The sequence below is a fragment of the Rhizobium sp. CG5 genome (assembly GCF_023701945.1).
Taxonomy (GTDB): domain Bacteria; phylum Pseudomonadota; class Alphaproteobacteria; order Rhizobiales; family Rhizobiaceae; genus Allorhizobium.
Map to the genome: position 1 here is coordinate 450,878 of NZ_JABAEF010000002.1, position 13,391 is coordinate 464,268.

Sequence of the window (13,391 nt, forward strand, 5' to 3'; positions counted from 1 at the left end):
TCACCCCTCCCAATAGGGCACGGGACCGTAGAGGCCGGAGAGATAGTCGATGAACAGCCGCACCTTGGCGGGCAGGAACTGCCGGCTCGGATAGACCGCCGAGAGCGCCACATTGCGCGAGCCCTCATAGCCGGGCAGCACCTGCACCAGCCGGCCGCTCTTCAGCTCCGGGCCGATATCCCAGGTGGAGCGCAGCGCGATCCCCAGTCCGACAATCACCGCCTCGCGGATCACCTCGCTGGAATTGGTGATCAGCGCCCCTTCCGGCTTCAGCACAAGACTGCCCTGCGGCCCTTCCAGCCGCCAGGCATCGTAATTATGGGCCGGCAGGCAGATATGCCGTTTCAGGTCGTCGATATCCTCCGGCATGCCATGAACCGCGATGTAATCGGGCGAGGCGCAGAGAATGCGCCGCACCGGTGCCAGCCGCCGCGCCACCAGCGTCGAATCGGTCAGTTCGGCAATGCGGATCGCCAGATCGAAGCCGCCACCGACGATATCGGTAAACTCGTCCGACAGCACCAGATGCAGGGTGAGATCCGGATGCGCCGCCATGAATCCTTTCAGATGCGGGGCAATGTGCAATCGCCCGAACGAGGTCGGCGCGGAGATCTTCAAGGTTCCGGTGACATCGGAGGAGCGCCCGGAGGCATAGGATTCGGCCTCTTCCAGGCCGGAGAGAACCGCCACCACCCGGTCGTAAAAGCCCTGTCCGGCTTCGGTCATCGAAAGCTGGCGTGTCGTGCGTTGCAGAAGCCGCGTGCCGAGCCGGTCTTCCAGCCGTTTGATGCGCTTGGAGACGACGGCCGGCGACAGCCCGAGCGCCCGCGCCGCCGTCGACATGCTGCCGGCAGCGATCACCCGGACAAACACTTCGAGATCGCCGAGATTGGTCATGCCGGCCGGGCCTCCACAGATGCATTCTTTCCGAAATCGTCATAAGTCCATAACATTTGCATGACTTTCGTCAAAGTGGTAAAGAAACAATACCAGTTGAAGCGCATGCGGCGGGAGTGTATGCGGGTTCCATGCGGTGAGGGGAGACATGCATGACGGAAGCCATCCAGTTTCTGGTGCCTGATGCGGCCATCATGGCGCGTCGCCGGGAGATCGTTGACGATCTGAAGGAGCTCGTGCCGGCCAATCGCCTGATCCACGAGCCGGTCGAACTGGTGCCCTTCGAGACCGATGGCTTCATCGCCTATCGCCGCCGTCCTTTGGCGGTGGCCCTTCCCGAGACCACGGCGCAGGTCGCCGCCATCCTCAAATATTGCCACAAATATGGCATTCCCGTCGTGCCGCGCGGCGCCGGCACATCGCTGTCGGGCGGTGCCATTCCCCAGGAAGATGCCGTCGTTCTCGGCCTCTCGGCCATGTCGCGCATCCTCGATATCGACTACGCCAACCGCACCGCCACCGTGCAGGCCGGCGTGACCAATCTCAACATTTCCGAAGCCGTCAGCGCCGATGGCTTTTTCTACGCGCCCGATCCGAGTTCGCAGCTGGCCTGCACCATCGGCGGCAATATCGGCATGAATTCCGGCGGCGCCCACTGTCTGAAATATGGCGTCACCACCAATAACCTTCTGGGCGTCAAGCTGGTGCTGGTCGATGGCACGATCATCGATCTCGGCGGCAAGGCGCTGGATGCCGAGGGCTACGACCTGCTCGGCCTCGTCTGCGGCTCGGAAGGCCAGCTCGGCGTGGTGACGGAAGCGACCGTCCGGCTGATCGCCAAGCCGGAAGGGGCGCGGCCCGTGCTGTTCGGTTTCGACAGCGCCGAAGCCGCCGGCTCCTGCGTCGCCGACGTCATCGGCGCCGGCATCGTGCCGGTGGCGATCGAATTTATGGACAAGCCGGCCATCGAGATCTGCGAGGCCTTTGCCCATGCCGGCTATCCGCTCGATGTCGAGGCGCTTTTGATCGTCGAGGTCGAGGGCTCCGAGGCCGAGATGGAGGCCATGCTCGAAAGCATCTGCGATATCGCCCGAAAGCATGATGTGAAGACGGTGCGCGAAAGCCAGTCGGCGCTGGAATCGGCGCTGATCTGGAAGGGCCGCAAATCGGCCTTCGGTGCCACCGGCCGCATCGCTGACTATATCTGCATGGACGGCACGGTGCCGCTCAGCCAGCTCGCCTATGTGCTGAAGAAGACCTCGGAAATCACCGACCGCTATGGCCTGCGCGTCGCCAATGTCTTCCATGCCGGCGATGGCAACATGCATCCGCTGATCCTCTACAATATCAACGATCCCGAGGATGCCGCCCGCGCCGAAGCGGCCGGCAACGAGATCCTGAAACTCTGCGTCGATGCCGGCGGTTGCCTGACCGGCGAACACGGCGTCGGCATCGAGAAGCGCGACCTGATGCTGCACCAATATGCCCAGGTCGACCTCGACCAGCAGATGGCCATCCGCGCCGCCTTCGATCCCAACTGGACGCTGAACCCCAACAAGGTCTTTCCGCTGGAGGGAAGGGCTTGAGACGATCCCGCTTCAGCTCCGCCAAGACTGCCCCTCATGTCAGGCGCAAAGCGTTGCGCCCGACCTGCCGGCACTTCTCGCCGCAGGTGGCCGGGCTCTTGCATTGGAGCGAAGACCCTCTCTGGCCTGCCGGCCATCTCCCCCACAAGGGGGGAGAAGACTCGTGGGAACCGCTCGGCTCCAACCGCCGGGAGTGCGACTGGGTTAAGCCCTCCCCCTTGTGGGGAGGGTTTGGGAGGGGACTGTTTTCATATGCGACAGCCCTCCTACCGGCGGGGAGAAGGCCCTATGCCGGTCAGGGTGAGGGGCAAGCACCGTTCGATGGTGCCGCCGCATGAGTGATTTCTTCACGCCCTTTTCCGAAAACGATGCCGCCGGCATCATCCGCGATTGTGCCGAGCGGGACATTGCCCTGTCGATTGCCGGCGGGCGCACGCGCATCGGCTTCGGCAATGCCGTGGCCGCAACGGCGAGCTTGCGGTCGACGTCGCTCGCGGGCATCGTCGCCTACAACCCGGCCGAAATGGTGCTGACCGCCAAGGCCGGCACTCCTGTGTCCGAAATCCAGGCAGCGCTCGATGCCAATGGCCAGATGATGGCCTTCGAGCCGGCCGATCATCGCGGCGTCATGGGTACGTCGGGCGAGCCGACCATCGGCGGCGTCTTTGCCAGCAATGCCTCCGGCCCGCGCCGGCTGACGGCGGGCGCTGCCCGCGATCACCTGCTCGGCGTGCGCTTCGTCAATGGCCATGGCGAGGTGGTCAAGGCCGGCGGCCGGGTGATGAAGAATGTCACCGGCCTCGACCTAGTGAAATTGATGGCCGGCTCCTTCGGCACGCTCGGTTTCCTGACCGAGGTGACGTTCAAGGTCTGGCCGCAGCCAAAGACATCCGCTACCATCGTGCTGTCCGGCCTCGACGATGCCGAAGCAACGGCCGCCATGGCCGCTGCCATGGCCCTGCCGGTCGAGGTTTCCGGCGCCGCCCATCTGCCGGAAAGCGTGCGCGGCCGTTTTCTGCATGGCGCTCTCGCCGATGGCCCGGCCACCGTGCTGCGGCTCGAAGGCCTGCCGGCCTCCGTCTCGGTCCGTGTCGAGAAACTCGCTGCCGCCATGGGCCGCTTTGCCCCGGTCAGCCATCTGGATGCCGAACAGACCAGCCTTCTCTGGCGCGAGATCCGCGACGTGAAACCCTATGCCGACGGCACGCCGCGGCCGCTCTGGCGGGTGTCGGTTGCCCCTTCGCAAGGCCACCAGCTGGTGGCGGCGCTGCGGCTCGAGGCGGGCGTCGATGCCTTCTACGACTGGCAGGGCGGCCTGGTCTGGATGCGCATGGAGGCCGATCCCGAGGGCGAGATCCTGCGGCGCTATATCAGGGCGCTCGGCGGCGGCCATGCCGTGCTGGTGCGCGCGTCTGACGCCGCGCGTGCCGCCATTCCCGCCTTCGAGCCGCTCGCCCCCGCCGTCGCCCTGCTGTCGCAAAGGGTCAAGGCCAAGCTCGACCCGCGCGGCATTTTTAATCCGGGCAAGATGGGGTGGGGCGTATGAGATCTGATTATAAACAGTGGTTGGAAGATGAAGAGTACGCGGCAAATACCGTAGTTGCGCAGCTGCATCGGGTGGCCAAGGTGGAGCAATATTATGGAGACCTGGAAGAGGCACTGAATAATGCCCAATACGATTCGATAATTGCAGATTTGACATATTCGGCAAGTGATGAGAAAGCCGCGAAGCCAAATCCATCCCGAATGATATTTGAAGGTAACATTCGAAATAACCTTCAGTCCTATAAGAATGCTGTTGTGCGTTATCGCAAGTTCCTGACGAACCAGGTCTTGGATAAAGAGGCATCGGCCGCAGCGCGACTACCACTGGAAGTATTTGAAGCGCCCATCGAAAAGCAGAAGCTCTCCCTTGAAAGGGACATGCAATCTGCCCTCAGAAGAGACGTGGATCTGCTGGAGGCCGGCCTCCACATCATAGATGATGGTGCTGAACGAGCTGTAAGCTCCGGCTTTATCGATATCCTCTGTCAGGACCAAACGGGCAAAACGGTTGTTGTTGAACTGAAAGCTGGAAAAACGGACGCCAGGGTTGTTGGTCAGATCCTTGGTTACATGGGGGATCTCATGTTCGAGGACGAGCCGACCGCGGTTCGTGGAATTATCGTAGCCCATGAGTTTGATAAACGGACTATCTCCGCTGCCAGAGCTGTGCCGAACCTAAAGCTAATGAAGTACTCGATCTCTTTTAAGTTCGAAGCTGAAGAAGGCATCTGATGCAAACCAATTTCACCGCCGAGCAGCTTGCCGATCCGCATGTCGCGGCCTCCGAGGCGATTTTGCGCAAATGCGTGCATTGCGGCTTCTGCACCGCCACCTGTCCGACCTATGTGACGCTGGGCGATGAGCTCGACAGTCCGCGCGGCCGCATCTATCTGATCAAGGACATGCTGGAAAACGACCGGCCGGCCGATGCGCAGGTGGTCAAGCATATCGACCGCTGTCTCTCCTGCCTTGCCTGCACGACCACCTGTCCCTCCGGCGTCGACTATATGCATCTGGTCGATCATGCCCGCGTGCATATCGAAAAGACCTATCGGCGCCCGGTCATCAACCGGCTGACGCGCGCCATCCTGGCCATGGTCCTGCCATATCCGGGCCGCTTCCGTTTGGCGCTCAGCCTGGCGCGGCTCGGCCGGCCTTTCGCGGGCTTGATCCGCCGCGTCCCGGCGCTCAAATCCTTCGGCGCCATGCTCGATCTGGCGCCGTCCACCACGCCGCCGCCCTCACGCTACGACCTGCCCGGCACATTCGAGAGCCAACAGGCAGAAAAACGGGGCCGCGTCGCCATCCTGGCGGGCTGTGCGCAGCCGGTGCTCGATCCCGGCATCAATGCCGCCACCGTGCGCCTGCTCACCCGGCTTGGCGTCGAAGTGGTGGTGCCGCAGGGGGAGGGCTGTTGCGGCGCGCTGGTCCATCACATGGGCCGCGAAGAGCAGGCGCTCGCCTCCGCCCGCAACAATGTCGATGTCTGGAGCCGCGAAGTCGAGGCCGGAGGGCTCGATGCGATCATCATCACCGCGTCCGGCTGTGGCACGACGATCAAGGACTACGGCTATATGCTGCGCCTCGATCCGGCCTATGCCGACAAGGCGGCGCGGATCTCGGGGCTTGCCAAGGACGTCACCGAATATCTCTCGACCCTGGACCTGCCGGCCCAGCCGAGCCGCGGCATGACCGTCACCTACCATTCGGCCTGTTCCATGCAGCACGGCCAGAAGATCACCGCCCTACCGAAGCTGCTGCTCAAAGCCGCCGGCTTCACCGTCAAGGACCCGGCGGAAGGCCATCTATGCTGCGGTTCGGCCGGCACCTACAATATCATGCAGCCGGAAATCTCGGCAAAGCTGAAAGCCCGCAAGGTAAAGCACCTGGAGGCGACGCGGCCGGACCTGATCGCCACCGGCAATATCGGCTGCATGACGCAGATCGGCTCCGGCACCGCCATTCCGATCGTCCACACGGTCGAATTGCTCGACTGGGCTTACGGCGGCGAGCGGCCGGCAAAATTAAACAAGTCCTAATCTTACCGGTCTATCACTAAGCGCAAGGTAACGTATTCCCTATGGGGAGGCAGACCATGCGGACGAAGTTCTGGGTATTGTGCCTGATGATCGCCGGGGCCGGCGTCGAGGCCCACGCGGCGGACCGTTTTTATTGCGCTGTCGATGACGGCGCGATGAAGCTCTCCGTTGAAAGCGGCTTTCTCCTCGGCGAGGGCCAGGAGCTCAATCATTTTCGCGGCATTGTGGCCTTCAATCAGGACAAGGGTCCGACCCCGGTCGCGGAAGCCCGGCTGACCTCGGCCATGCTGACGCAGCACTGGATGGACGGCGATGAGATGCGTCTGCGCGTCTATTACAAAAGTGAGCGGGATAAGAGCGCCGCATCGCTCGATCTGACGATCGAAACCAAACGCACCAAACGCGGCTCTGGCCGTTTCGAGGGAAATTACACCGCCGTCATGCAGGCTGACGGCTCGGCGAGCAACGCGCCACCACCGGTCACCCGCAACGGCAGGCTGCTCTGTTCGCTGCGGTAAGAGCGCCGTCTACCAGTGAAAGCTGACGCCGAGATTGACGGCATTGGTGAAAATATCGGTCTCCAGCCGGTCGCCGCTATCGATATCCACATCGACGAAAGAGTAATTGCCCTTGTATTCGGCAAACACCGACCAGCGCTCGGTCATCTGGTAGGAGACGCCGGCCTGAGCCTGCAGCGTCATGCCGCCGACCTGGTAGTCCCAGGTCCGCCCGCTCGGCCGAATGACCTCGACATGGGGAATATTGATGCCGACGCCGGCGCCGACATAAGGCACGAATTTCGAATTTTCCATCGGCATGCGGTAAAGCGCGTTGACCGTCAGAAGGTTGATGCCATCGGTAAATTCGAAATGATCCCAGCCGGTCTCTGTCAGCGTTTCATCGTCGGCATAGACCTTGGCATGGGTGAAATCGAGCGACACGCCGAGATTCGGCCGGTTGAGGTTGTCCATCCACCAGATGGCACGGGCGCCGTAATAGGGCGGGGCGGCAAACGACTTTCCCTCCCAGCCGGCGTTAAACGATGTGGGTGCCGTCGGACCGCTCACCGTCACGTCGCTATGGGGGGCCGTCTGCGCGCCGCCGTAGATGGAAAATTCCATTTCGGCGCGAGCACCGGGTGCCGGCAGGAACACGATCGCCGTGGCGCCGATCGCTCCAGACAGCAGGGAAAGCATTTTCGACATGCAAGACATCCGGTGTATAGAGAAAGCAACACTGACTGCCGTATCAGGCTTTCATTGCGGATATTTGACAGGAGCTGGGGAAACGAAAAGGCGCGAAGGATAACCCGCGCGCCTTGTGGCAATGTTGGAAACGGGCGGACCCCGTCGTTACGGGAACGGAGCGGTCAGCCGCCGAAGATGGTGCGCAGGATATCGATGCCCTTGTCGTCGAAGCTCACTTCGCCCTGGCGGTTGCCCGGACCGACGACGATCACCTTGGTGCCGACGCCGGCGCGCTCGTAGAGATGCTCGACATCCTTGTTCATCATGCGGATGCAGCCCGACGACATGTTGAGGCCGATCGTCCAGGGCTGGTTGGTGCCGTGGATACGGAAGATCGTGTCGCGGCCGCCCTTGTAGAGATACATGGCGCGGGCGCCGAGCGGATTGTCGATGCCGCCTTCCTGCACGACGGGAAGCATATGGCCCTTCTTCGCCTCGCGGGCCCGCATTTCGGCCGGCGGACGCCATTCCGGCCATTCCTGCTTGCGGCCGATCTTCACCACGCCCGACCAGCCGAAGCCATCGCGACCGACACCGACGCCATAGCGCGTCGCGCGGTTATTGCCTTCGACATAGTAGAGAAACTTGTTGTTGGTATCGATGATGACGGTACCCGGCGCCTCGTTGGTCTGCAGGCGCACCACCCGGCGCTTAAACTTTTCCGCCGGCTCCTTGGGCTGCTGCGCCACGAGCATGGTGTTGTTTGGCACCTTGGGCGCCGCCGCGCCGCTGAAGGCGGCCGCCGGAAGCGGGGCCAGCAGGCTTAGAGCCGCAATGGCGCAGGCCGCCATTGCAATCCGATATCTCGACATTCGATCGTCCCTCTCAAATCACGTCCCGGCGGAAGCGTATCGAAGTTTGCGGCCGTTTCAACTGGTGAAACGACCAGGTCAAGCAGATTTGAGCACTCCGCCAAGAAAAGCCAGGCAAAAGGGCTTTCGATCTGTGATTTAGATCACAATCACCGTAGTTCCGACTTTGACCCGCTCGTAAAGATCCACCACATCCTCGTTGCGCATGCGGATGCAGCCGGACGAGACGCCGCTGCCAATCGTCCAGGGCGCATTGGTCCCGTGGATCCGGTACAGCGTCGAGCCGAGATAGAGCGCGCGTGCCCCGAGCGGATTTTCCGGGCCGCCTGCCATATGGGTCGGCAGGTAGTGGCCCTTGGCGGCCTCGCGGGCAATCATTTCCTTGGGCGGCGTCCAGTTCGGCCATTCGGCCTTGCGGGTGACCTTGTGGGCGCCGGCCCATTCGAAGCCCGGCTTGCCGACACCGACGCCGTAGCGCCGCGCCTGGCCATTCTCCATGACGAGATAGAGGAAGCGATTGTTGGTGTCGATGACGATCGTGCCGGGCCTATGCTTGGTCTCGTAGGAGACCATCTGCGGCAGGAACATCGGCTCGATCTGCGATCTGACCGGCGCGTTCGTCCGACCGGTGACCGCCTGCTGCACCAGCGGGCGGGTGGCCTGGCCGCGGCGGATCACCTGCCGCTGGTAGACGCGTTGGGCAGGCTGCGGATTGGCATAGACAACCGGCCGCGTCGCAGCGCCACCGAGCTGCATCACCCAGGGGGCGGTCAGATCCGGGCTGACGATGACCGGCGGGCGTGACTGGTAACGTTCGGCGGCAAGGGTCACCTGGCTGAAGGACAACAGCAGGCTGGCTGTGAGCAGGAGGGTTTTGTGGATCATCGGACGGACTCGCTACATTTTACCGAGACTAGGATGCCGCGATGGTGGCATCGCGCCCGCCGAAAAAGGGTAAACGCCGCTCCGCTAAAAGGCTGGAGACCTTGTAAACCTTTCATCAGGGTTAGCGCCGCGTTTGGAAAAATAGTGAACAAATGGTAAACGGCAATCGATGATCAGAGGGAATCACCATCCATGGAAAAAACCGGTCTTGTGACGGGCGACGATGGCCAGGTGCGCTGCTCCTGGCATGGCAATCTGGAGGACTATCGGCGCTATCACGACGAGGAATGGGGCCGGCCGGTGACCGACGACGCACGGCTGTTTGAAAAGATCTGCCTGGAAGGCTTCCAGTCGGGCCTGTCCTGGCTGACCATCCTGCGCAAGCGCGACAATTTCCGCTTAGCCTTTGCCGATTTCGACTGCCACAAGGTGGCGCTGTTTAATGACGAGGATATCGCCCGGTGCCTTGCCGATGCCGGCATCATCCGCCATCGCGGCAAGATCGTCTCGACCATCAACAATGCCCGCCGCGCCGTCGATCTGGAGGCCGAATTCGGCTCGCTGGCCCGCTATTTCTGGAGCTTCGAGCCTGGCGCCAATGAGCGCCCGGCCCGCATGGACTATGCGACGCTCCGGGCCAATCCGACCTCGCCGACCTCGGTGCGCCTGTCGAAGGACCTGAAGAAGCGCGGCTGGACATTTGTCGGCCCGACCACCGTCTATGCCTTCATGCAGGCCATGGGCCTGGTCAATGATCATATCGAAGGCTGCCTGTGCCGCGACAGCGTCGAAAAACTCCGGGCCTCGTTTCAGCGGCCGCGCTGATCAGGTGATCGAGGCGACCAGGTCCGGCAGCGCGCCCAGATGGGAAAGTTCGCGAAACCGCGGCGCCTCGGCGGGCTTGTCCACATGCTCGAGAATCCAGGTCAGCTCATGGGGCACGAACACGCCCCAGGCGCCGACCGCAATCGCCGGCACCACGTCGGATTTCAGCGAATTGCCGACCATCATCGCCCGCTCCGGGCTCTCGCCATTCTTCGAAAAGATGCGGCGATAGGTGGTCGCCGTCTTGTCCGAGACGATCTCCACCGCATCGAAGAAATCGCCAAGGCCGGATTGGGCAAGCTTGCGCTCCTGGTCGAACAGGTCACCCTTGGTGATCAGCACCAGGAAATAGGAACCACTGAGCGCTTCCAGCGCCTCATGCACATGCGGCATGGTCTCGACGGGGTGGCGGAGCAGATCGCGGCCGATCGACAGGATCTCGCCGATCACCCGGCCCGGCGCCCGGCCATCGGTGATCTCCAGCGCCGTCTCGATCATCGACAGGGTAAAGCCCTTGATGCCGAAACCGTAGTGATCGAGATTGCGCTTTTCCGCCTCCAGCAGCCGCGCCGAGATATGGTCGGGGTCCGCGAAGTCGTTGAGCAGGCCTTTGAAATGATCCTCGGTCAGCCGATAATATTGCTCATTCTGCCAGAGCGTGTCGTCGGCATCGAGGCCGATAGTGGTCAGGGCGCGGCCGGTCATCAAGCGCTCCTCATGGCTGTGATGTGTTCTCCATTGTGCTGATCAGTCAGCAAAAGGGCAAGCCTGTGACGGGGCGTTACCTGTCCTATGGAAAAATGCGTCTGTCCTATAATAGGCGGGCTAACCAGGCGATCATGGCGCCTCGGCACGATCGCCTTGACACGCCGCCACCCCCCTCTGTCCTGCCGGACATCTCCCCCACACGGGGGGAGATCACGCAGAGTTAACCGCCCAATTCCTCCAACACGCGACGCATCAGATGTTTTGAACATATCTTATGAGGCAAGAGGCCAGCTGCGAGTCGATCTCCCCCCGTGTGGGGGAGATGGCTGGCAAGCCAGAGGGGGGTAACATCCTCTCCTTCGGCTCTGTATCAGGCGATCTGCAGCATATGGATCAGCAGCAGGCTGGTCGCACAGAGCATGACGAGTGACAGGCAGGCGGCGAGGATCACTCGCCCGCCGGCCCGCGTCGCGCTGCGGATATCGACCGAAAGCCCGAGGCCGGCCATCGCCATCACGGTCAGGAGGTTGGAGAGGCTGGCGATCGGCTGCAGGGCGGCGTGAGGAATGAGGCCGAGCGAGCGCAGCGCCATCATGGCAGCAAAGCCGAGGATGAACCACGGCAGCACATGCTGCAGCGATACTTTCCGGCCGCGGCGTCCGTTGATGATGCCGAGCATCACAAGCACGGGGCCGAGCATCAGCACGCGGATCAGCTTGACCAGCGTGCCGGTCTGCATGCTGATAAGCCCGGCCGGGGCGGTTGCCGCCAGCACCTGCGGCACCGCATAGACCGTCAGCCCGGCAAAGGTGCCGTATTGCAGGGCGCTCAGCCCGGCCATCGTTTGCATCAGCGGCATCAGCAGCACCGCGCCGACGCCGAGAATGGCGGTAAAGGCGATCGACGCCGCCACGTCGTGCGGCTCGGCCGCGATCACCGGTGCGGCGGCGGCAATCGCCGAATTGCCGCAGATCGAATTGCCGCAGGCCACCAGCGTGGCAAGCTTGGCCGGCAGGCCGAGCGCCAGCCCGATGCCGAAGCTGAACAGCAGCGACAGGCAGACCAGACCGGCAATGCCGGCCACCAGGCCAAATCCGGCTTCGCCGATATCAGCAACGCTGATCGAGGCGCCAAGCAGCACCACGGCGCTTTCCAGAATGGTCCGGGCGCTGAACTCGATGCCGGGCTCGAAGCGGGGTCCAAGCGGCAGCGCCGAGCGGATGGCCGTGCCGAGCAGGATGGCCAGCACCAGGCTCTCGATGAAATGGCCGCCGGTTGCCGCGATCTCCACCTGTTCGATCAGCATGGCAGCCAGCGTCACCGCGCCGGCAAGTGCCAGACCGGGAAGAACAGCGAGAAGACGGGACAAGGAGAACATCGCAGGACCTGTGTGGGTATCGTCCCACACTGTCATTCACGATCATCGACATCCATCGAATAGTGTGTCACATTTCATTCGATAAAATCGAATGAATGATCGATGACCTTCGAACAGCTCTCCATCTTTGTCGCCGTCGCCGAGCGCGAGCACCTGACCCAGGCCGCAGCGGCGATCGGACTGACACCCTCGGCGGTCAGTTCCGCCATCAAGACGCTGGAGGGTTTTTATGGCGTCGCCCTGTTCGACCGGGTTGGCCGGCGCATCGAGTTGACGCAGGAAGGCCGGGTCTTTTTGGGCGAGGCGAGGGCGGTGCTGGCGCGGGTGCGTGCCGCCGAGCAGATGCTGGCCGATATGGGCGGCCTGATGCGCGGCACGCTGTCGGTCCATGCCAGCCAGACCATCGCCAGCTACTGGCTGCCGCCGGTGCTGATGCGCTTCCACGGCGATTATCCCGGCGTCGCCCTGACGCTGTCCATCGGCAACACCCGCTCGGTGGCCTCAGCCGTGCTGCAGGGCACGGCCGATATCGGCTTCGTCGAAGGGGCGATCGACGAGCCGGCACTGTCGGTCTCGAAACTGGCCGACGACGATATTCTCATCGTCACCGGTCCCGATCACCCCTGGGCCGATGGTCGGCGCCTGGAAGGCCATGATCTGGCCACCTCGGGCTGGGTGATGCGCGAGCCGGGCTCCGGCACCCGCAGCGCCTTCGAGGCGGCCCTTGGCGGTCTGGATGTCGATCCCTCCGCATTGCAGGTGGTGCTCGAACTGCCCTCCAACGAGGCGGTGCTGTCGGCTGTGCGGGCCGGCCCCTGCGCCGCCGTGGTCTCCGGCATCGCCGCCGAGACGCAATTGCACGAGGGCCTGCTTAGAAAAGCCGGTTTCGACCTGCCGCCCCGCCAGTTCTCCGTCCTGCGCCACAAGGAACGCCGCATCACCATTGCCGCCGCCATGCTGGAACGCCTGAGCCGGGAGGCCGCAGCGGCGCAGGACATCTAAGCCCGCGCCGCCCGCGATTCGAAAACGTTTACTTCCCCTTCGACGCCAGCCAGGCCTTCATCATGGCGATTTCGGCTTCCTGCGCCTTGATCACCGCTTCGGCCAGTGTGCGGATTTCCGGATCCTTGCCGTATTGCAGCGCGATCTTCGCCATGTCGATGGCGCCCTGATGATGGGGGATCATGCCGCGCACGAAATCGACATCGGCGTCACCCGAATACTCGATCGCCATATCCGTGTGCATTTTGCCATTGGCCTCGGCAAAGGCCATGCTGGACGGCCCCTGGTCGCCGCTCGGCTGGCTCATGTCCATGGCCGCCGTATGGCCCTCGTGACTCGTTGTGTCCTGAGCCTGGACAAGGGTTGCGGTCAGCAGTGCGGTGGCGGTGAGAATGGATTTCAAAAACATGGGGTTACCCTTTCTGACGGTGCAGAATCTTGGAAAGCGCCGCAGGGGCGCATGAAAG

The 13,391-nt window shown here is 62.8% G+C and carries 14 protein-coding genes; 7 read left to right on the plus strand and 7 right to left on the minus strand.

All coding sequences use genetic code 11. The features are described from left to right. Positions 1–897, minus strand: coding sequence for a LysR family transcriptional regulator (locus tag HGO38_RS05540; RefSeq protein WP_250954912.1), 897 nt, complete (start codon positions 895–897; stop codon positions 1–3). A 152-nt stretch (positions 898–1,049) separates the two neighbouring features. On the opposite strand from HGO38_RS05540, the gene HGO38_RS05545 reads away from it, so the two are divergent. The 5 genes from HGO38_RS05545 to HGO38_RS05565 all read left to right on the plus strand — a co-directional run bounded on the left by HGO38_RS05545 (position 1,050) and on the right by HGO38_RS05565 (position 6,585). After that, positions 1,050–2,483 (plus strand): FAD-linked oxidase C-terminal domain-containing protein, encoded by a 1,434-nt coding sequence (locus HGO38_RS05545; RefSeq protein ID WP_250954913.1) that lies wholly within the window; start codon positions 1,050–1,052, stop codon positions 2,481–2,483. Between the two features lie 334 nt (positions 2,484–2,817). Then, positions 2,818–4,029 carry an FAD-binding protein gene (locus tag HGO38_RS05550; protein ID WP_250954914.1) on the plus strand — a complete coding sequence of 404 codons (1,212 nt, stop codon included), beginning with the start codon at positions 2,818–2,820 and terminating at the stop codon, positions 4,027–4,029. Next, positions 4,026–4,760: an endonuclease NucS domain-containing protein gene (locus HGO38_RS05555; RefSeq protein WP_250954915.1), complete on the plus strand. Its 735-nt coding sequence runs from the start codon at positions 4,026–4,028 to the stop codon at positions 4,758–4,760. Before HGO38_RS05550 ends, HGO38_RS05555 begins: the two co-directional genes overlap by 4 nt. After that, positions 4,760–6,067, plus strand: coding sequence for a glycolate oxidase subunit GlcF (gene glcF / locus HGO38_RS05560; protein ID WP_250954916.1), 1,308 nt, complete (start codon positions 4,760–4,762; stop codon positions 6,065–6,067). The genes HGO38_RS05555 and glcF overlap by 1 nt, the downstream gene beginning before the upstream one ends. 56 nt (positions 6,068–6,123) lie before the next feature. Next, entirely contained in the window at positions 6,124–6,585 is a 462-nt protein-coding gene (locus HGO38_RS05565) for a hypothetical protein (protein WP_250954917.1), read from the plus strand. Between the two features lie 9 nt (positions 6,586–6,594). Here HGO38_RS05565 and HGO38_RS05570 read toward each other — a convergent pair whose 3' ends face one another. From HGO38_RS05570 to HGO38_RS05580, 3 genes are all read right to left on the minus strand, one after another. Then, positions 6,595–7,272 carry an outer membrane protein gene (locus HGO38_RS05570; protein ID WP_250954918.1) on the minus strand — a complete coding sequence of 226 codons (678 nt, stop codon included), beginning with the start codon at positions 7,270–7,272 and terminating at the stop codon, positions 6,595–6,597. A 164-nt stretch (positions 7,273–7,436) separates the two neighbouring features. Then, positions 7,437–8,126 (minus strand): L,D-transpeptidase, encoded by a 690-nt coding sequence (locus tag HGO38_RS05575; protein WP_250954919.1) that lies wholly within the window; start codon positions 8,124–8,126, stop codon positions 7,437–7,439. A gap of 138 nt (positions 8,127–8,264) precedes the next feature. Continuing rightward, positions 8,265–9,011, minus strand: coding sequence for a L,D-transpeptidase (locus tag HGO38_RS05580; protein ID WP_250954920.1), 747 nt, complete (start codon positions 9,009–9,011; stop codon positions 8,265–8,267). A gap of 192 nt (positions 9,012–9,203) precedes the next feature. On the opposite strand from HGO38_RS05580, the gene HGO38_RS05585 reads away from it, so the two are divergent. After that, the gene (locus HGO38_RS05585) at positions 9,204–9,836 is read left to right on the plus strand and encodes a DNA-3-methyladenine glycosylase I (RefSeq protein WP_250954921.1); all 633 of its coding nucleotides are present in this window, start codon (positions 9,204–9,206) and stop codon (positions 9,834–9,836) included. Here HGO38_RS05585 and HGO38_RS05590 read toward each other — a convergent pair whose 3' ends face one another. Together HGO38_RS05590 and HGO38_RS05595 are read right to left on the minus strand one after the other, a co-directional pair. Further along, positions 9,837–10,541, minus strand: a complete 705-nt coding sequence (locus tag HGO38_RS05590) for an HAD family hydrolase (RefSeq protein ID WP_250954922.1) — start codon at positions 10,539–10,541, stop codon at positions 9,837–9,839. A gap of 373 nt (positions 10,542–10,914) precedes the next feature. Further along, positions 10,915–11,922 carry a YeiH family protein gene (locus tag HGO38_RS05595; RefSeq protein ID WP_250955000.1) on the minus strand — a complete coding sequence of 336 codons (1,008 nt, stop codon included), beginning with the start codon at positions 11,920–11,922 and terminating at the stop codon, positions 10,915–10,917. Positions 11,923–12,024: 102 nt separating this feature from the next. Between HGO38_RS05595 and HGO38_RS05600 the strand changes: the two genes are divergently transcribed. Then, positions 12,025–12,924 (plus strand): LysR family transcriptional regulator, encoded by a 900-nt coding sequence (locus tag HGO38_RS05600; protein WP_250954923.1) that lies wholly within the window; start codon positions 12,025–12,027, stop codon positions 12,922–12,924. A 28-nt stretch (positions 12,925–12,952) separates the two neighbouring features. Here the strand turns inward: HGO38_RS05600 and copM are convergent, their stop codons facing one another. Then, the gene (gene copM / locus HGO38_RS05605; RefSeq protein ID WP_250954924.1) at positions 12,953–13,333 is read right to left on the minus strand and encodes a CopM family metallochaperone; all 381 of its coding nucleotides are present in this window, start codon (positions 13,331–13,333) and stop codon (positions 12,953–12,955) included. Positions 13,334–13,391 lie beyond the last annotated feature (58 nt).